This is a genomic window from Microbispora sp. NPDC088329 (assembly GCF_040685655.1).
Taxonomy (GTDB): Bacteria; Actinomycetota; Actinomycetes; order Streptosporangiales; family Streptosporangiaceae; genus Microbispora.
The window spans coordinates 83,770-102,364 of sequence record NZ_JBFBIP010000015.1 but is presented as its reverse complement, the minus strand read 5'-3'; the positions used below and the strand labels follow the sequence as shown (position 1 = coordinate 102,364).

13 protein-coding genes are annotated in these 18,595 nt (G+C 72.3%); 7 read left to right on the top strand and 6 right to left on the bottom strand.

What is annotated here, in order from left to right; translation table 11 throughout:
* Positions 1-136 precede the first annotated feature (136 nt).
* Positions 137-2,398 (bottom strand): hypothetical protein, encoded by a 2,262-nt coding sequence (locus tag AB0O28_RS25815; RefSeq protein ID WP_363644349.1) that lies wholly within the window; start codon positions 2,396-2,398, stop codon positions 137-139.
* A 424-nt stretch (positions 2,399-2,822) separates the two neighbouring features.
* Here AB0O28_RS25815 and AB0O28_RS25810 point away from each other — a divergent pair, with 424 nt between their 5' ends.
* On the top strand, positions 2,823-3,368 hold the full coding sequence (locus AB0O28_RS25810; protein WP_363644347.1) for a MarR family transcriptional regulator: 546 nt from the start codon (positions 2,823-2,825) through the stop codon (positions 3,366-3,368).
* On the opposite strand, the gene AB0O28_RS25805 is transcribed toward AB0O28_RS25810, so the two are convergent.
* Complete coding sequence (locus AB0O28_RS25805) at positions 3,358-4,719, bottom strand: serine hydrolase (RefSeq protein ID WP_363644345.1); 1,362 nt, start codon at positions 4,717-4,719, stop codon at positions 3,358-3,360. The genes AB0O28_RS25810 and AB0O28_RS25805 overlap by 11 nt on opposite strands.
* A gap of 256 nt (positions 4,720-4,975) precedes the next feature.
* On the opposite strand from AB0O28_RS25805, the gene AB0O28_RS25800 reads away from it, so the two are divergent.
* Positions 4,976-6,745: a histidine kinase gene (locus AB0O28_RS25800; protein WP_363644343.1), complete on the top strand. Its 1,770-nt coding sequence runs from the start codon at positions 4,976-4,978 to the stop codon at positions 6,743-6,745.
* Positions 6,738-7,463, top strand: a complete 726-nt coding sequence (locus tag AB0O28_RS25795; protein WP_363644341.1) for a response regulator transcription factor — start codon at positions 6,738-6,740, stop codon at positions 7,461-7,463. Before AB0O28_RS25800 ends, AB0O28_RS25795 begins: the two co-directional genes overlap by 8 nt.
* A 73-nt stretch (positions 7,464-7,536) precedes the next feature.
* On the opposite strand, the gene AB0O28_RS25790 is transcribed toward AB0O28_RS25795, so the two are convergent.
* Complete coding sequence (locus tag AB0O28_RS25790; protein ID WP_363644339.1) at positions 7,537-9,252, bottom strand: S8 family serine peptidase; 1,716 nt, start codon at positions 9,250-9,252, stop codon at positions 7,537-7,539.
* 207 nt (positions 9,253-9,459) lie between these two features.
* Here AB0O28_RS25790 and AB0O28_RS25785 point away from each other — a divergent pair, with 207 nt between their 5' ends.
* Positions 9,460-11,154, top strand: a complete 1,695-nt coding sequence (locus tag AB0O28_RS25785; RefSeq protein ID WP_363644337.1) for a methylmalonyl-CoA mutase family protein — start codon at positions 9,460-9,462, stop codon at positions 11,152-11,154.
* A 173-nt stretch (positions 11,155-11,327) separates the two neighbouring features.
* Here AB0O28_RS25785 and AB0O28_RS25780 read toward each other — a convergent pair whose 3' ends face one another.
* Both AB0O28_RS25780 and AB0O28_RS25775 read right to left on the bottom strand, forming a co-directional pair.
* On the bottom strand, positions 11,328-12,695 hold the full coding sequence (locus AB0O28_RS25780; RefSeq protein ID WP_363644335.1) for a pyridoxal-dependent decarboxylase: 1,368 nt from the start codon (positions 12,693-12,695) through the stop codon (positions 11,328-11,330).
* Between the two features lie 299 nt (positions 12,696-12,994).
* A complete protein-coding gene (locus tag AB0O28_RS25775) occupies positions 12,995-13,501 on the bottom strand; it encodes a DinB family protein (protein WP_363644333.1) in 507 nt (168 codons plus the stop codon).
* Between the two features lie 126 nt (positions 13,502-13,627).
* Between AB0O28_RS25775 and AB0O28_RS25770 the strand changes: the two genes are divergently transcribed.
* From AB0O28_RS25770 to AB0O28_RS25760, 3 genes are all read left to right on the top strand, one after another.
* On the top strand, positions 13,628-14,542 hold the full coding sequence (locus AB0O28_RS25770; protein WP_363644331.1) for a tetratricopeptide repeat protein: 915 nt from the start codon (positions 13,628-13,630) through the stop codon (positions 14,540-14,542).
* Between the two features lie 237 nt (positions 14,543-14,779).
* Positions 14,780-16,189 carry an NAD-dependent malic enzyme gene (locus AB0O28_RS25765; protein ID WP_363644574.1) on the top strand — a complete coding sequence of 470 codons (1,410 nt, stop codon included), beginning with the start codon at positions 14,780-14,782 and terminating at the stop codon, positions 16,187-16,189.
* Positions 16,190-16,412: 223 nt separating this feature from the next.
* Entirely contained in the window at positions 16,413-16,988 is a 576-nt protein-coding gene (locus tag AB0O28_RS25760) for a YqgE/AlgH family protein (protein ID WP_363644329.1), read from the top strand.
* Between the two features lie 87 nt (positions 16,989-17,075).
* On the opposite strand, the gene AB0O28_RS25755 is transcribed toward AB0O28_RS25760, so the two are convergent.
* A complete protein-coding gene (locus AB0O28_RS25755) occupies positions 17,076-18,464 on the bottom strand; it encodes a cellulase family glycosylhydrolase (protein ID WP_363644327.1) in 1,389 nt (462 codons plus the stop codon).
* Positions 18,465-18,595: the final 131 nt, after the last annotated feature.

The following is an 18,595-nucleotide window of genomic DNA, read 5'->3' as shown; positions in this document are numbered from 1 at the left end:
TTGTCCGGGTCTGCGGGCCGGATGTGACTCCCGCTGTACCGCTGCCCTCCCGCCGTACCGCCGCCGTCCGGGTGCGCGGACCGGACGCGCGGCACGTACGGCCGGAGTCCTTGCCCGGGAGCTCGGCCGTCGAGCGCTATGCGGCGGGGGCCAGGAGCGCGCCGGGTACGCCCGCCACGCCGGGGCCGTCCTGGGGATCCGCGTCACGGGCGCCGGTGGTGTCGCCCGTGGCGGGCCGGGCACGGTCGGTGCGCCCGCCGGCGCCGTCGACGTGCCCGTCACGCCCGCCGCCTCCGAGAGAGCGGCCGGCCGGGCCGCCACCGCCGGGGAGACGGCCTGACGCACCGCCGGTGCCGTCGACGTGCCCGTCGCGCCCGCCACCCCAGGGAGAATGGCCGGCCGGGCCGCCACCGCCGCGGATACGGCCGGACGCGGCGCCGGACCCGGGGACGCGCTCCGGGTGAGCGCGACGCACGCCCTGACCGCCGTCCCTGCCCTGACCGTCGTTTCCGCCAGGTCGGCCGTTCCCGCCGGTTCCTCCCGGTATGGCGGGGCCGCCCTGCCCCGGTGGCCGCCCGCGTCCCGGCGCGTTCCCCGTGCCCTGTGTCATGCCCTGTGCCGGGAGGCCTCCGGGCTGGAGACGGCCAGGCTGCATCGGGCCGGGTTGCGAGGCGCCGGGCCGCGGCCGACCGGGCCGGTCCGGGAAGGGCGACGGGCTCGCGCCCTCGCCGCCGGACCGACCGGGAAACGCGGTGTCGCCGGTCCTGCCGGGCCGCCAGGGATGCCGCGGCCGTGCCCTGCCGGGGCTCCAGGGACCGCCTCTCCGGACCCCCTCGCCGCTCGGCGCGCCCCAGGAATCCGGATACCCCCGGCCGATCGGACCTTGCCCCATCGGGCCTTGTCCCATCGGGCCCTGGCCCGCCGGGTCCTGGCCCGCGGGGCTCGCGGCGGGAGGAGACGGCCATACCGGAACGGACGGACTCGGGCCGGTCCACCCCGGACCGGTTCCGCCGCCGAGCGGGTCCATGCCCGGCTCACCCCCGGCGTCCGGGCCTGCCGCCATGCCGGTCGCGACGGCCGTACCCGGATATGTCGGTTCGACCGGATAGTGCGGCGCGTACGCGGGAGCGGAGTTCACCGGATAGCCCGTCGCGACGGGCTCAGCCGGCCGGGTACCGCCGCCGAAGTGCTTGGCCTGAAGGCGGCAGGACACGAAGTCGGAGTAGAACATGCGCAGCCAGTCGCGCCGCTGGGCCTCGGTCAGTTCGGAGAACCACACGGACGCCTCGCGATGCTCGCGCGACGGTCCGCCGGGCGGCGAGACGCCGCGCAGCCAGGCGACGACGACGGCCCGGTAGCCCGCGGCCGCGGTTTCCGGGCAGGGACGGGCCAGACGGTCGAGGAACTCGGTGGCCGCCCGCTGGGCGTACCCGGACCCGAGGTCGTCGAGGTGGACGACGACCACTCCCCGCCCCGCCGGGTCCTGCTCGCCGTACGCCCGTTGCTCGACCCTCGTGAAGGCCGCCGGCGTGCCGTTCAGGCGCATCGCGAGCGCGGTGAACACGGTGGCGAGCTCGGCCAGCCCCCCGCGAAGCGCCGGATGCACGCAGACGCTGATCGGCCATTCCTGGCAGACGAGGCGTTCGCTCACCGTCATCGTCCGCGGCCCGGTCACGAGCCGGGCCGCACCGGTCCCCGCCGCCAGCACGGCGATCACCGCGGCGGCCAGCGCCAGCGTCCGCCGGGTCACCAGGGCCACCCACCCGAGGAGCAGCGCGGTGCTGAGACCCAGCAGCCAGAGCGTCTGGTCCGTGTAGGCGCTCTCGCTCACGCCCGACAGCAGGTCGTACGGCTCCCCGGCGGCGGGAGCGAGCCGGTCGGCCCAGTTGGGCCCGGTGGCCACCCAGGTGAACAGCCCGTACGTGCCGGCTCCCGCGATCAGCGGGACGACGACGACCGGCACGAGCCAGCCGAGGATCCAGCCGACCACGACGTACAGCCCCAGCCCGGCGACGGACATCGCGAGACCGCCGGGCAGCAGCGGCCCGCCCTGCCCGGTCAGCGCGGCGCGCAGCCCGAGCAGCAGCACGGTCGCCCCGAAGGAGCCGGTGACGACCGCGATGATCGACAGCGGCGCCCTGGCGGCCCGCCACGGCGTAAGGACGCGGCCCTTCTCGGCGCTACGCCTGCGCAGCGCGACCCAGGCCGCGAACGCGGCTCCGAGCGGCCCTGTCAGGCGCAGCGAGCCGATGACGGCCGCCACTATGTCATCCCAGTCCATGAAACCGGGAATGAGGACGCTCCACGCGGCGACGAGCGCCAGCACGAGCAGCACGGTCGCCGCGACCAGCGCGCCGTGTTTCAGCTCACCGCGTGAACCGCCCCTATGCTCACCCACAGCAGGGCGCGGCCCATGGCCACGCCGCCGACGTCCGGCGCGCATGCGGCGCCGGGACAGCGATGCTGTCCATTGAGAATCTCCCCCGTGTCTGTGTGAGCGGTGCGCGAACCCACGCCGTTCCCCGTGGCGCTGGGTTCACCGGCCGGCCTCGCCTCGCCCGCCGTCGGACGCGTCCCCACAGACCCCCGTTGCCCGGCGGACCACCCGAATTCCGGGCGGGCCGCGCATGGCATGATCCGCGAGACGTCCTCTAGCAGACGGGGTTCCCCGTGCCGCCGGGTTTGCCGCCGCCTCACCTTTCGACGTGGCAACCATAACGGAGCGTGACCCGTACGGGGGGAGTTCTGGGGTCAAGGAATGAATCCGGTTACGCTCGGTGCGCCGGTCGATCATGGCCGGCGTCGCGCTACCGTATATCGCTGTGTCCGTTCCGCCCAGCTCAGAGCCGCCGCCCACGGGCGGCCCCCGGCCGCTCAAGCTCCCGTTCGACCCGATCGAGCGGGCGGCCGAGACCTGGCGTTCGACGTTCGGGCCGTCGTCCGCCATGGCCGCCGTCACTTCGATCATGAGAGCCCATCAGATCCTGCTGGCGCAACTGGACACGCTGCTCAAGCCGTACGACCTGACCTTCGCCAGATACGAGGCGCTCGTGCTGCTCACGTTCAGCCGGGCCGGGTCGCTCCCGCTGTCGAAGATCGGCGAGCGGCTGATGGTGCACCCGACGAGCGTGACCAACACCGTGGACCGCCTCGAGCGGGCCGGCCTGGTCCGCCGCATGCGCAACCCGCGCGACGGCCGCGGCGTGCTCGCCGAGATCAGCGACGAGGGACGGGACGTCGTACGGCGCGCCACGGCCGACCTGATGAACGCGGGCTTCTGCATGGGCATGTACGACGACGCCGAGCTGAGCGAGATGTTCGGCCTGCTCAGGACCCTGCGCGTCGCCGCGGGCGACTTCAGCCCCTGACGCGGCCTTCGGAGAGCATCGCGAACGAGCCCCGGACGAGGGCCTGCAGTTCGGCCCCGGCCGAGGTCTCGTCCAGTGCGGTACGGGGGTCGCCGGTGAGCGCGGTCACCACGTACGTCCTGCCCTTGGCGTCACGGGCGAGATAGCCCATGGTGAGCACCCCGGGCTCGGAGCCGCCCTTGTGCCAGACGGTGGGCCACGCCTTCGGGTCGAGCCCGAGCCCGGCGTCGTTGGCGGACATGGCCTCGCCGAGGGGCGGCGTGTTCAGCGCGGACAGGCCGGCGAAGGCGCGGCAGACATCCCGGGGAGAGGCCAACCACTCCAGCCTGTCGATGTCCCTGGGCTTGTTCCACACCCGCACCTCGGTCAGCGGCGTACGCGCGACGATGGTGGCCAGGTAGCGGTACCGCCGGGAGCGGTCGAGCGACAGGTACTTCTTCGCGAGGCGGGGGTAGTCCGCGGCCTTGAGGAGGAAGAGCTCCCTGGTTGCGAGGAACGGCCGGTCCAGCGCCGCGTGATCGGACCACTTGCGCACCTGGGCCTCCACCCGGGCGCGGCCCGCCTTGTCGAGCAGCAGGTCGGCGCCCGTGTTGTCGCTGATGGAGATCATCAGCTTGGCCGCCTCCCGCACGGAGACCGTGCTGTTGTCCGGACGGTCCTGGAGCGTGCCGCTCGGCAGGCTCTTCAGCTCGGGCCGGATGGTCAGGGGCGTGTCCCAGGAGAGCCGGCCCTTCCTGATCTGCTCGGCCGTCGCGCCCAGCACGTACAGCTTGAACATGGAGGCGAGCGGCCGGGGGGTGTCGGGTGCGACGGTGTGCACGGGACGGCATGTGCCGTCCGCGCGGACCTCGGCCGCCAGGAACCCCACGCGGGGCGCGATAACACGCAGACGCCTGTCGAGTTCGGCCCAGCTCCGCGGCGCCTCGCGCTGCTCCAGGCCGAACAGGAGGCCGTCGATTTTCCCGTCGCCGTCGACGGACATGGAGAGCTCGAGACGTCCCTGACCCGTCGTGACCACCCCGGAGAGGGCGGTGGGCGTGACCGCGGTCAGCGACTCGAGCCGTACGCCGCCCAGGCTCTTCATGATCTCGTTGAGCTGGGCCGGGGGAACCTGCGAGAGGAAGGCGGCGCTGAAGTGGGCCTTGATCTGGTCCTCCGGGACCGGAAGGGCGGCGGCCGCCGCCAGGAGCCAGCGAAGCTGCTCGCCCACGGGTGAGTTCGGGATGTCCGATGTGCCGGTGGGGGAAGGCGTGGGTGCCGCCACGGCGGTCACACCGGCGCCGGCAGCGGGGGCCGCTGCTGCGGCGGGCGCGGCGGTGGCCGCCACGGCGAGGGCCAGTGCCGCGCTCATGAGGGGAATCGTCCTGCTGCGCATCGATCTCGGCGGGATCGGCACGAGAAAGCTCCTTCGATAGGGGATCCGGCGCCCGGGTGCGGGGCCGTCGGCGGTTCGCCGCGGCGCTGGGCGTCCATGCGATTTCACGCTAACGATCACCGCCTGGCCCCGACACCCTGCGAACCCCCGGCCTGCGGACTGCGGGGAGCCGCACCGAATGTGAGGACAACCTCATAGACGGTGGACGCGCGTGCCCGTCAGGATGCCTGCCATGAAGTCCACGGCAGCGGCCCGCCCGCTCGCGGCGGGCATGACCGCCGTCGCCGCCGCCGGGATCGTCGCCGGCGCGTTGCTCGAGACGGGGCTGCCGGCCCCCGCGTCGCAGTGGGTGTTCATCGCGATCGCCCTGCCCCTGCCCGCTCTCGGCTGGCTGATCGCGGCCCGGCGCCCGGACAACGCCTACGGCTGGCTGCTGCTGGCGGCCGCGGACTGTCTCGGGCTGGGCGGACTCGGTGTCGGCCTGCTGCTCCGGCTCGGTCCTGATCCGTACTGGCCGGTCGTCGTCGCCGCCGTGCTGAGCTCGGCGTTCCCGGTCTTCTACGGACTGTCGTGGGTGTTCGTGCCGCTCCTGTTTCCCGAGGGGAGGCTGCCGTCACGGCGCTGGCGCGTCGTCGCGGTCATGGCGGTCGCGGCGATCGCGGCGCACTGGCTGGGCGTCCTGTTCATGCCCGGCGGTTATCCGGACGGGGTCGTACACGCCGGCCCTTTCGGGCTGCGGGGGCCGCTCGGTCTCGTCGCCGTGCTGCTGGCGACGGTCGGCCAGCTGGCCGCCTTCCTGCTGGCGCTGGTCGTGCTGGGCGGCCTTCTCATCCGTCTGTGGCGCAGCCGCCCGCCCGAGCGGGGCCGGCTCGGCTGGATGGTGGCGGGCCTGCTGGCCAACCTCGGCGCCTTCGTCGTGATCGCGGCTGCGGGCGTGTCGGAGACGTACGGCGCCGCCGACGTCGTCGGGGTGCTGGGCGTGGTGGGGGCGCTGCCGGCCGCGATCGGCGCCGCCGTGCTGCGGCACGACCTGCTCGACATCAGGGTCGGCGTCAGGGGCTCGCGTCTGTATCTCGTCTTCGACGTCCGCCCGACGGTCGACGAGCTGCTGTCCCGCCTCGGCCCCGATCTGGAGGAGGCCGAGCCGGTCGAGCAGCTCGGCAGGCTGGCGCAGGCGGTGCGGGCGGGCCTGGACGCCCGGTGGGCCGCCGTCGAGCTCGCGGACGGCACCCGCGTCGTGGCGGGGGAGGAGCGGGGCGAGGCCGTGCTCACGGTCCCGGCCGGGCTGGGGCGCATCAGCTGCGGGCCCAAGGTGGCGGGGCGGCTGACCCGCGACGACCGGCGGCTGCTCGCGGCCCTGGCCGTGCCGGTCGGGCTCGCGATCCGCAGCGCGGCGCTCGCCGCCCGGCTGGTTAACGCTCAGGAGGCCGAGCGGCGGCGGATCGAGCGCAACATCCACGACGGCGTGCAGCAGCAGCTGGTGGCGCTGATCGCGGGGCTGGAACTGGCCCGCGCGACGGGCGGCGGGACACAGTCCCTGGCCCTGCTGCGGGAACAGGCCCGCCAGGCGCTGGCGGACCTGCGGGACCTCGCGGCCGGCATCCATCCCTCCGTACTGAGCCAGGGCGGGCTGGTGGAGGCCGTCGAGGGGCGGTGCTCGGGCCTGCCCGTCCCGACCATCGTGACGGCGGATCCGGCTCTGCGCACCCGCAGGTTCCCGGACGAGATCGAGGGAGCGATGTATTTCGTGGTCAGCGAGGCGATCGCCAACGCGCTCAAGCACGCGGGGGCGTCGCGGATCGAGGTGCGGCTCCGGCACGACGGCGGCAGGCTCCAGGCGTCCGTGACCGACGACGGGACGGGGTTCGACCCCCGGGCCGTGCCACGCCGCGGACTGGCCACGCTGGCCGACCGCATGGCGGCGCTCGGCGGAGGACTGGAGACGACGGCCGGGCCCGGAGAGGGAACGCGGGTGCGCGCCTGGGTGACCGCCAATGCCTGAACGTCCCGCCGCAGGGTCCGCGTTCGGGTCCACCGCCGGGTCCGTCTCCGGGTCCAGGCTGCGCGCCCTGGTCGCCGACGATCACTACCTCGTGCGGGAGGGCACCCGGCAGTTGCTGGAGAGCTCGGGGGAGGTCGCGGTCGTCGGGGCGCTGGGAAGCGCGGCGGAACTGGTCGACGCGGCCAGGCGGCTCAAACCCGACGTGATCGTCACCGACATCCGTATGCCGGGCGAGGGATGGCGGCCGGGGTTCGAGGGGATCGACGCCGCCCACCGCGTCCGCGCGGCCGATCCCCGCGTCGGCGTCGTCGTGCTGTCGCAGTTCGCCGACTCGATCTACGCCTTCGAGCTGTTCAGGGGCGGCACCGAGGGCCTCGCGTACCTGCTGAAGGATCGGGTGGGCGACATCGACGAACTGCTCGGCGCGATCCGCTCGGTCGCCGCGGGCGGCTCGGTCATCGACCCGAAGGTCGTGGAGGGGCTGCTGGCGCGCCGCGCCGTACGGGGAGAGCGGGAGGCGTTCACGCCCCGGGAACGTGACGTGCTGCGCGAGATGGCGGCCGGCAGGTCCAACGGCGGCATCGCGCGGGCGCTGTCCCTGTCGATCTCCGCCGTGGAGAAGAACGTGAACTCGATCTTCCTGAAGCTGGGGCTCGAGACCAGCCCGGACATCCACCGCCGGGTCGCCGCCGTTCTCGCCTACCTCGGCGGTTCGTGATCCGCGCCGCGTCCGCGCCGCCCGGGTGGGCCGGTGACGCACACCGCACGGGTGCGTCACCGGCCCGGGGGCGTCAGCGGCCGACGGCGCGCAGGGCGTCGACGATGCCCCTGCCGTAGAAGCCGTTGCCGGACGGGCCGCCCTCACAGGTGTGCGTGGTGGTCACGGTGGAGCCGCTCGGCAGGGTGCGGGTGTAGATGAACGCGGGCGGGTTCGGGCAGGCGGCCCTGGTGGCCGTGCCCTCGAGGATCGCCTCCACCTTGTCGGGGTCCAGCGTCAGGCCGCCGTGGGCTCGGTCGTGCTTGCCGTACCTGCTGACGATCAGCGCCGCGACGCCGGCCGCCCGAGGTGAGGCCATCGAGGTGCCCTGCAGGTACTGGTAGTAGCCGCAGACGGAGCCCTTGCAGTCCTTCACGACGTAGTCGACGGTGGGGTCGCCGTTCTCGTCGATCTCGCCGTTGGCGACGGCGAGCGCCTTGGGGTACGCCGCCAGCGTGGCCTTTGTGAGGTCCCTCGTGTTGCCGGTGGTGTCGTAGACGTCGCCACCGGGGGAGGCCACGTCGACGTAGCCGTCGCCGTAGCTGGAGTAGTACGCCTTCCGTTTGCTGATGCCGGTCGAGGAGACCGAGATCACGTGCTCGGCCTCACTCGGCAGCGAGACGCAGGACGAGGGGATGGTCCGGGACCTGGCGGCCTGGCCGGGGACACCGGCGAAGTCGGGGCTGGCGGTGTCGACGTTCGTCTTGGTGTAGTCGATCGCCTCGTTGCCGGCCGCGCTGACGACCGTCACACCGTGCGCGTGCGCGTAGTCGATCGCGCGCTGGGTGGCGGCGACGTACAGCCGCTGCTGGGCCTGCTCCTCTGGGCTGTCGGCCGGGTTGTCGGCGCAGTTGAACAGCCACGGGTCGACGTAGTAGCTCATGTTGACCACGTCGACGCCGATGTCGCCCGCGTAGGTGAGGGCGTCGACGGTGGGCTGGAGGAAGAAGTAGCCCGAGTCCTGGCCGGCCCGCAGGTTGACGATCGTCACCTTGGGAGCGACGCCCGAGACGCCCAGCTTGTTGATGGGCGAGGCGATCGACGAGGCGACGTGGGTGCCGTGGCCGTTCTCGTCCACGTCGTTCGGGTCGGTGCAGGAGCCGTCGGGGTCGCTTTCACAGGGGCCGTCGATCTCGGTGCCGTTGGCGTCCGCCGGCAGGTCGACGGTGAAGTTGCGGCTCAGCCTCCGGTCGAAGTTCGGCGCGATGTCGGGGTGCGAGCCGTCGACGCCGGTGTCGAGGATGCCGACGAGGACGCGCTTGTCCCCCTGCTCGAACCTGTGGGCCTGGTCCGCGTGGATCTGCTTCATGTCCCACTGCAGGCCGGCCAGCGGTTCGTCCTTGACGTTGCGCCACCACGTGAAGGGCTTGCCGCCCCGGCCGTCCTTCTCCACGGCGTTGTTCTTGGCGGCCCGCGCCACGGCCTTCTTCGCGGCGGCGGACGCCTTGGCTTCGCCGGGCGCGCTGCCGACCGCCTGGTTGCGGGCCACCCCTTCGACGGCCGCCGCGCTGTGGAGGGCGTTGACGAAGTCGGCGTTGGTCGTGCCGACCGTGGCCAGCCCGACCTCGGTGTTCACCGTGAGCACGCTGCCGCCCGCCGCTTCGATCGCCTTCCGGGCGTCCGCCGCGGTCGCGCCTTCCTTGTACAGAACCACGTATTCGGTCTGGGCCGCCGGTTCGGCCTGCGCCGGTGTGGCAAGCGTTGCCGCCACCGTCGCCGCGGTCGCGGCGACTACTGTCAAACGCTTCACATCCACCTCCGTGTGGACTTCAGGGGCGCTGCCCATGCTTGAAGATTCCAACGCCCTGTCAACGCTCCGTGACAGATCGCGACCAACGTGTGACATGACGTCGGGAGAGGTGACCCGGTCGGTCCTGAAGCGTCCGGAGAACGGTGGTGGCCGAATTTAGTAGGACGTCCTAGTATTTTCTCGAAGAGTGAGATCCGGGGAGGGTGCATGGAGCCGGAGGCGACGAGCGCCGAGGTGAGCGCGGCGGCGATCGAGGCGGGGCGGGCCCGTTGGCAGGCGCGGTACGACGCCGCGTTCAAGCGGGACCGCGAGTTCCGGACGCTGTCGGGGCTGGAGGTCGACCCCGTCTACGGCCCGCCCGGGGACGATCCCAGGTTGGAGCGCATCGGCTGGCCGGGCGAGTTCCCCTTCACCCGTGGCCTGTACGCCACCGGGTATCGCGGCCGTCCCTGGACCATCCGGCAGTTCGCCGGGTTCGGCAACGCCACGCAGACCAACGAGCGTTACAAGATGATCCTCGGCGCCGGGGGCGGCGGCCTGTCGGTGGCGTTCGACATGCCGACGCTGATGGGCCGCGACTCCGACGACCCCCGCTCGCTCGGCGAGGTGGGCCACTGCGGCGTGGCGATCGACTCGGCCCTCGACATGGACCTGCTGTTCGACGGCATCCCGCTCGGCGAGGTGACCACGTCGATGACGATCAGCGGGCCCGCCGTGCCGATCTTCTGCATGTACGTGGTCGCGGCCGAGCGGCAGGGCGTGCCGGTGGGGAAGCTCAACGGCACGCTCCAGACGGACATCTTCAAGGAGTACATCGCGCAGAAGGAGTGGCTGTTCGCCCCCGAGCCGCACCTGCGGCTGATCGGCGACCTGATGGAGTACTGCGCCGCCGAGATCCCCGCGTACAAGCCGCTGTCGGTGTCGGGCTACCACATCCGCGAGGCGGGGGCCACGGCCGCGCAGGAGCTGGCCTTCACGCTGGCCGACGGCTTCGGCTACGTCGAGCTGGGACTGTCGCGCGGCCTCGACGTGGACGTGTTCGCGCCGGGTCTGTCGTTCTTCTTCGACGCGCACATCGACTTCTTCGAGGAGATCGCGAAGTTCCGCGCCGCCCGGCGGATCTGGGCCCGCTGGATGCGCGACGTGTACGGCGCGCGCACCGAGAAGGCGCAGTGGCTGCGCTTCCACACCCAGACGGCGGGGGTGTCGCTGACCGCGCAGCAGCCGGACAACAACATCGTCCGCACCGCGATCGAGGCGCTGGCGGCCGTGCTCGGCGGCACCAACTCGCTGCACACCAACGCGCTGGACGAGGTGCTCGCGCTGCCGTCGGAGAAGGCCGCCGAGATCGCCCTGCGCACCCAGCAGGTGATCATGGAGGAGACGGAGGTCGTCAACGTCGTCGACCCGCTGGGAGGCTCCTGGTACGTCGAGGCGCTGACCGACCGCCTGGAGGCCGAGGCGGAGAAGATCTTCGCGAGGATCCGGGAGATGGGCGGCGACGGCACGATGACCGCCGGCATCCTGCGCGGCATCGAGGACGGCTGGTTCATGTCGGAGATCGCCGAGTCGGCCTTCGACTACCAGCGCAAGCTGGAGAAGGGCGACAAGCGGATCGTCGGCGTGAACTGCCACACCGGGACCGTGGAGCAGCCGCTGGAGATCCTGCGGATCAGCCACGAGGTCGAGGCCGAGCAGCGCAGGGTGCTGGCCGAGCGGCGCGCGGCGCGGGACCAGGGGGCCGTCGATGCGGCGCTGGCCGCCCTGCGGGCCGCGTCCAAGGGCGACGACAACATGATCCCGCCCATGCTGGAGGCCGTCAGGGCCGAGGCCACCCTGGGCGAGATCTGCGACGTGCTGCGCGAGGAGTGGGGCACCTACGCCGAGCCCGCCGCCTTCTGAGCGCACCTCCCATCCGCCGCGCCTCCGGCTCGGTGGCGCGGTTCGGGTGCGGTGCGGCCCGAGCCGCGAGCCCGGATCGCCATGTGGGCTCGGCGTCATCCGCTGACATACGCGTCGGCGTCTGACGGCGACCCACCGGCCTGACGCTCGCGGGTGACCGCGGAGGTGAGACGTCAGGCGGAGGCGAGGGCGGCGATGCGGTCGAGGAGGGATTCCAGCGTCTTGTCGTCGGTGGCCGGGGCCATCACGGTCACCCGCAGGTGGCGTACGCCGCCGAGCTCGGTCGAGGTCAGGTGGAAGGAGCCCTCCTCCAGCAGGGTCTCGCGGATGACGGCCTGGTCGCCGTCGCCGTACCGGAAGCAGACGATGTTGCTCTCCGGCTCGTACGGGCAGTGGAAGCCGGGCCGTTCGCGGGCCAGTTCCCAGAAGCGGTGCGCGGTGGCGTACCGCCGCGCCACGTGCTTGCCGAGCCCCCGCTCGCCCCGCCAGGCCAGGTTGAGGAAGATCTTGAGCCCGAGCGCGGCCTTGCTGCACTCCACGGTCCTGCCGATCAGATCGAACCCCTGGTCGCCGTAGAACAGGTAGCTGGCCCGCTGCCGGAACGCGGCGTCAAGGTCGCCCTCACGCCGCACGAGCACGGCGGCCGCGAGGCCGGAGGTGCGCAACATCTTGTGGGCATCCCAGATCACCGAATCCGCCAGTTCGACGCCGTCGAGCAGGTGCCGGTGCTCCTCGCTGAGCAGCGCCGACGCTCCGTGCGCGCCGTCGACGTGGAACCACAGCCCGTGCTCGGCGCAGAACTCGCCGATCGGCCGCAGGTCGTCGTACAGGCCGGTGCCGGTGGCACAGGCGGCCGCGACCAGGGCCATCGGCCGGCGACCGGCCCGCCGGGCACGGTCGAGCCCCTCGGGCAGCCGGGCCACGTCGATCCTGCCCAGCTCGTCCACGTCGAGCGGCACGACCGCGCGCTCGCCGAGGCCGAGGATCGCCGCCGCCCGGCTGATCGAGTAGTGCGCCGACGGCGGTGCGAGGAGGGCGAGATCCCCGGGCACGCCCTCGGTCCACGCGTCCGGCGCGGCGGCGGCCCGCGCGGCCAGCAGCGCGGTCAGGTTGGCCAGCGACCCGCCGTGGGTGAGCACGCCGCCGCCCTCGGGAAAGCCGACCGTGCCGAGCATCCAGCGCAGCACCTCGAACTCGACCGTCGCCGCCGCGGCCCCCATCTCGTAGACCGCCATGGGGTTGTTGATCGCGCCGTGGACGAAGTCGGCCAGCGCGGCGGGGAAGTCGGGCGCGGCCGTCTGATGCGCGAGGTAGGCCGGGTGGTGCAGCCGCGTGCCCTCCGCGAGATAGGCGCCGAGCCACTCCCGGTAGGCGTCCGGGGTCATGCCGCCCTCCCGGATCCAGCGGGCGAGCCCGAGCCGTCCGGCCAGCTCCGCGGGCGGCCTGCGGCGGATCACCGGCGCCGTCCCGTCCTGGCTCTCCCGCACGTACGCGGCGAGCTCGCGCACGGTCACCTCGGCGGCGTGGACGAACTCGTCCATGTCCCAAATGTGATCCCGTTCCATGAAATTGGGCGCCGTGTGATCCGGTCCGGTGGGATTGGGCCCCGTGGGATTGGGCCCCGTGGGATTTGGCCGGGTGTGGTTCGAGGTCATGCCGGAATGATGCCGGTATCGGGCGTCTGTCCGCTCAGCCCACCCAAGTGTCCGCTGCGCACACCCAACCGACGACACACAGGCCCGTGAGCGCCGGACCGGAGCCGATTTCCGTGCCGAGCGCAGGACCGCAGGGCCCGGCCGGCTGAAGAGCCGCCGCTCCGGCGAACCGGTGGCGCGCGGTCTCACACGCCCACGGTTCCGTCGACGCCCTCGCGCAGGAAGTCGGCGTGTCCGTTGTGCCGGGCGTACTCATGGATCATGTGGAGCATCACCAGCCGCAGCGACACCTCCTCGCCCCAGCGGGGCGCGTAGGCGGTGACGTCGAGCGACTCGGCCGCACGCTCGATGCGGCGGGAGTGCTCGACCTCCGCCTGCCAGGCCGCGAACGCCTCCGCGCGGGTCGCCCCGGTCGCGTCGTACGCGACCTGGTAGTCGCCCTCCTCCGACCAGACCAGCGGCACGTCCTCCTCGCCGATCACCCGGCGGAACCAGGCACGCTCGACCTCGGCCATGTGCCTGACCAGGCCGAGCAGCGAGAGCGTCGACGGCGGCATCGACCTGCGGCGCAGCTCCTCGTCCGAGAGCCCGTCGCACTTCAGCGCGAGCGTCGCGCGGTGGTAGTCGAGAAACGCGCGCAGCATCTCGCGCTCACCGGCGATGCTCGGCGGACCGATGCGTTCCACTGCCATGCCCTGCCTCTTTCCTGTGGCGATCGTGCCGTTTCACCCTACGGCGAGCCGCCGAGGCGGCCCGATCGCGAACGTACGTGGCGGGATCGCACGGATCACGCCGGCGCGTACGGCAGGATTGGGGGTATGGCAGCGGAGTTCTCTCGACCTGGATCGCTCTACGGCGCCGTGGACCTCGGCGCGCGCAAGCAGGCACTCGAGGCGCAGGCGCGGCGTGAGGCCGCCGGACCGTCCGGAGCAGCCTCGGCGGAGGTCATCGAGGTGACCTCGGCCACCTTCAACGCCGACGTGGTGGAGCGCTCTCTGAGCGTTCCCGTGATCGTCGAGGCGACGGTGACCAGGGCCGAGCAGGTCCGGCAGTTCAGCGGCGTGATGGAGAAGCTGGCCGCGGAGGCGGCGGGCGCGTGGGTGCTGGCCAGGGTGGACGTGGAGGCCGACCCGCAGCTCGCCCAGGCGCTGCGGATGCGCGCGGTGCCCACCGTCTACCTGGCCTTCCAGGGGCAGCTCATGCCCCTGTTCGAGGGCCCGCTGCCGGAGGCGCAGCTCCGGCAGGCGTTGTCGCAGGTGTTCGAGCAGCTCGGCGTGGAGCAGGTGGCGCCGGCCGAGGGGGAGCCCGCCGAGCCGCCGGTCGACCCCGAGCTCCTGGCGGCCGAGCAGGCCGTGGAGAAGGGCGACCTGGACGCCGCGGCCGCGGCGTACCAGCGCCTGCTGGCGAGGTCGCCGTCCGACGAGATCGCGAAGATCGGCCTGGCGGGAGTCGGGCTGCTGCGGCGCACGCAGGACCTCGACCCGGCCGACGTGCTGCGCCGGGCCGCGGAGAACACCGACGACGTGGACGTGCAGACCCAGGCCGCCGACCTGGAGATGGTCAACGGCCAGGTGGACGAGGCGTTCGACCGGCTCGTCGCGCTGGTGCGGCGCACCAGGGGCGCCGACAGGGACAAGGCGCGGGTTCACCTGCTGGGGCTGTTCGACGCGCTGCCCGCCGACGACGACTCGGTGACGCGCGCCCGCAGGGCTCTGGCCAGCGCGCTTTTCTGACCGGCTCCGGCCCGCGCCCGCCCGGCCCCGCCGGGGCGGCGGCGCGCGGGCCCGGCACGGCGCGCGACGCGAGGAACACGGGTCCGGCTGAAACACCCTGCTGGTGGTGGCACGATGGATACCACCCATGAGCCGTCCAGCCGGATGCACGAGCGTGGCAGCCACGCGGAGGCCGCGCCTCACTGGAGCAGCCGGGCGAGCACGGCCAGGCATCACCCCGCAAAGGAGCGGATAGACGTGGCCACCGTGCCCAGCGTGTCCTACTCGATCACCGTGCGCCTCGAGGTGCCCGCAGGGGGCAAGGCGGTCAGCCTGCTCACCCACGCGGTGGAGAACGCGGGCGGCGTGGTGACCGCCCTCGACGTGACCAACGCGGGTCACGAGAAACTCCGCATCGACGTGACGTGCGCCGCCAAGGACGCCGACCACGTGCAGGCGATCGTGGACAGTCTCGGCGCGGTCGAGGGCGTCGCGATCCACAAGGTCTCCGACCGGACCTTCCTCATGCACCTCGGCGGCAAGATCGAGATGCAGTCGAAGGTCCCCCTGCGCAACCGCGACGAGCTGTCGATGGCGTACACCCCCGGCGTGGCGCGGGTCAGCCTGGCGATCGCGCGCAATCCCGAGGACGCCCGCCGCCTCACGATCAAGAGGAACTCCGTCGCCGTCGTCACCGACGGCTCGGCCGTCCTCGGCCTCGGCAACATCGGCCCCGCCGCCGCGCTTCCGGTGATGGAGGGCAAGGCCGCCCTGTTCAAGCGGTTCGCCGGCATCGACGCCTGGCCCATCTGCCTCGACACGCAGGACGTTGACGAGATCGTCGCGACCGTGCGGGCCATCGCGCCGGGCTTCGGCGGCATCAACCTGGAGGACATCTCGGCGCCGCGCTGCTTCGAGGTGGAGCGCCGGCTGCGTGAGCTGCTCGACATCCCGGTCTTCCACGACGACCAGCACGGCACCGCCATCTGCGTGCTCGCCGCGCTGACCAACGCGCTGAAGGTGGTCGGCAAGGAGCTTTCCGAGGTGCGGATCGCGCTGGCCGGCGCCGGTGCGGCCGGCACCGCCGTCCTGCGCCTGCTGCTGGCGGCCGGGGCGAGGAACGTCGTCGTCTGCGACTACCACGGGGCGGTGCACCTCGGACGCGACGACCTCGACGACTCGCTGCGGTGGATCGCCGAGCACACCAACCAGGAGGGGTACGGCGGCGACCTGCGCGGCGCGGTCAAGGGCGCCGACGTCTTCGTCGGCGTCTCCGCGCCGGGGATCCTCACCGGGGACGACGTCGCCGCCATGGCGAAGGACGCGGTGGTGTTCGCGCTGGCCAACCCCGAGCCGGAGGTCTCTCCCGACGACGCACGCGAGCACGCGGCGGTCGTGGCCACGGGCCGGTCGGACTATCCCAACCAGATCAACAACGTGCTGGCGTTCCCGGGCGTGTTCCGCGGCCTGCTCGACGCCCAGGCGGACGGCGTCACGCAGGAGATGCTCCTCGCGGCGGCCCGCGCGCTGGCGGCCGTGGTGACGAGCGAGGAGCTCGGCCCCAACTACATCATCCCCAGCGTCTTCCACCCCGACGTCGCCAACGCGGTGGCGGCGGCCGTACGGGAGTCGGCCGGGGGCAGGCCGCGCGGCTTCACCGAGGCGTAGCGGGCCGGCCACCTCGGCCGAAGCCGGTCGCCGCAAGGCTTCCGCCGGTCCGCTCACCAGCGGAATCTCCGCGGGGGCCGGTCGGCGTCCTCGTCTTCCCCTGCGCTCTCCGGAGGCTGTCGCCAGCTCTCGCACCGTGATTCCTTCACCACCGTAAGTGATATGGCGCGGCAAACCGGGGTCGGCGTACCCGAATCCGCGATCCTCCCTCATGATGGGATGTATGGCGGAAGCGATCTACGTCGGCGGGTTGCTTGTAGCGACGCCACTGCTCGACGACCCCAACTTCCGGCGTAGCGTGGTGCTCGTCCTGGAGCACGACGAGGACGGCGGCACTTTGGGCGTAGTGCTCAACAGACCCAGCGAGATCGCCGTGACCCAGGTCTTACCCTCCTGGGACGCCCTGGTCACGGGTCCTCCGGTGCTGTTCGAGGGCGGGCCGGTGCAGACGGACAGCGCGCTCGCACTGGCCGTCGTGCTCAGCGGCGAGGAGCCGCTGGGCTGGCGCCGGCTGCAGGGCAGGGCCGCGGTCTCACGCCTCGGCACGGTGGACCTCGACGCGCCCCCGGAGATCCTGGCGGGGGAGATCTCCCAGATGCGGATCTTCGCGGGCTACGCGGGCTGGACCGCGGGACAGCTCGACAACGAGCTCCAGGAGGGCGCCTGGTACGTCGTGGACGCCGATCCGGGGGACACCTTCCATCCGGACCCGGCCACGCTGTGGCGCACCGTGCTGCGCAGGCAGAAGGGGGATCTCGCGCTCGTCGCGACCTTCCCGGACGACCCCCTGCTCAACTGATCCCCCCGGCGACCCCGCCGGGACCGCGCGGAGGCACGCGGAGGCCGGGCGCGGGGAACGCGCCCGGTCGTGGTGACACGCCGCGTCTCAGCTCGCGGTGCAGCTCACCGCCGGCACCGAGTTGGTGCCGTTCCAGGAGCCGAGGAACCCGAACGAGGCGGACGCTCCGGCGCCGAGGCCGCCGTTGTAGCTCACGTTCTTGGCGGTGATCGACGAGCCGCTCGACGTCACCGTGGCGTTCCACGTCTGGGTGATCGTCTGGCTGTTGGCGTAGGTCCAGGTCACGGTCCAGCCGGTGATGGCGCTGGAGCCGGCCTTGACGGTCACCTCGCCCTGGAAGCCGCCGCCCCACTGGTTGGTGACCTTGTAGGTCGCGGAGCAGCCCTTGGCGCCGCCGCTCGGGGACGGGCTCGCGCTCGGAGAGGCGCTGGGAGAGGCGCTGGGAGAGGCGCTGGGGGAGACGGATGGACTGGCCGACGGGCTCACCTGCGGACCGCTGTAGATCGTCGCCTCCTTGGCGGTCGACTTGATGCCGTTGGCGCCGTTGAAGAGCCGCTGGCCCCACGAGGTGAGCTGGCCGACGTTGAAGTTGGTCACCTGGTCCAGGTATTCGACGCCGCCGCCGTTGCCGCTCCACGACCAGCCGAGGTAGCCGACGCCACGCGACTGGGCCTGCGACATGATCGTGTCCTCGTCGGGGTCGCCGTCGGAGTGCATGTTGCCGAACTCGCCGATCACCAGCGGCAGACCGGCGGTCTGGAACGCCTGGAGGTAGCCGGTGACCTCGGCGGCCGTGTCGAAGACGCCGTACATGTGGATCGAGAAGACGGTGTTCTTCTGGGGGTCGCTGTCGAAGACGGAGGCGGCGTTGTCGCGCATGACGAACTGCCAGTCCTGACCCCAGTTGGGCGCGTCGACCATCAGCAGGTGCTGGAACCCGGCGGCCCGCATTCTGCCGATCGCGCTCTTGGTCGCGCTGGTCCAGCCGGCCGGGCTGTTGTTGCCGTACGGCTCGTTGCCGATGTTGATGACGACGTAGTTCTCCTGGCCGGTCAGCACGCTCTTGAGGCCGACCCAGTAGTCGACCGCCTGGTCGAGCGTGTACGCGCCGCTCTGCTCACCGTAGCCGGTCGTGTCGTGGTTCTCGAGCACGCAGATTAACCGGTTCTGCTTGCACAGCGCGATGACGTTGGAGACGTCGCTCGCGGAGTTGGCCGTCCACCGGCCGCCGCTCAGCACGACGCGGACGGTGTTCGCACCCAGGGACTTGATGTTCGCGAACGAGCTCGTCTGGCTCGGATACCAGGTGTGGGCGTGGCTGGTGCCCCGCATGATGAACGGATTTCCGTTGGCTTCGAGGATCTTCGTGCCGCTGACGTGGAGTCCCGTGGCGGCCTGCGCGTTCTGGGTCATCGCGATCACTGACATCAGGAGGGCGAGGAGGGCCGCGCCCGCGGCGATGAGACGAGTTTTCATTCTGTACCTCGGCTGGGGGATCGGCGCCGGTGGGAGCGCCGAACGCACCATAGGCGGGGAGGCTCGGGGCCGTACAGGAGACGGCTCCGGCGCGGTCATCGGCGGGCACGCCTCCACTGAACCGGTTCTGC

Excerpts from the sequence above, each read along its gene's own strand:
- AB0O28_RS25805 (WP_363644345.1), bottom strand. The coding sequence starts at position 4,719 with ATGAGCGCGGCACTGGCCCTCGCCGTGGCGGCCACCGCCGCGCCCGCC.
- AB0O28_RS25800 (WP_363644343.1), top strand. The coding sequence starts at position 4,976 with ATGAAGTCCACGGCAGCGGCCCGCCCGCTCGCGGCGGGCATGACCGCC.
- AB0O28_RS25795 (WP_363644341.1), top strand. The coding sequence starts at position 6,738 with ATGCCTGAACGTCCCGCCGCAGGGTCCGCGTTCGGGTCCACCGCCGGG.
- AB0O28_RS25785 (WP_363644337.1), top strand. The coding sequence starts at position 9,460 with ATGGAGCCGGAGGCGACGAGCGCCGAGGTGAGCGCGGCGGCGATCGAG.
- AB0O28_RS25780 (WP_363644335.1), bottom strand. The coding sequence starts at position 12,695 with ATGGACGAGTTCGTCCACGCCGCCGAGGTGACCGTGCGCGAGCTCGCC.
- AB0O28_RS25775 (WP_363644333.1), bottom strand. The coding sequence starts at position 13,501 with ATGGCAGTGGAACGCATCGGTCCGCCGAGCATCGCCGGTGAGCGCGAG.
- AB0O28_RS25770 (WP_363644331.1), top strand. The coding sequence starts at position 13,628 with ATGGCAGCGGAGTTCTCTCGACCTGGATCGCTCTACGGCGCCGTGGAC.
- AB0O28_RS25760 (WP_363644329.1), top strand. The coding sequence starts at position 16,413 with ATGGCGGAAGCGATCTACGTCGGCGGGTTGCTTGTAGCGACGCCACTG.
- AB0O28_RS25755 (WP_363644327.1), bottom strand. The coding sequence starts at position 18,464 with ATGAAAACTCGTCTCATCGCCGCGGGCGCGGCCCTCCTCGCCCTCCTG.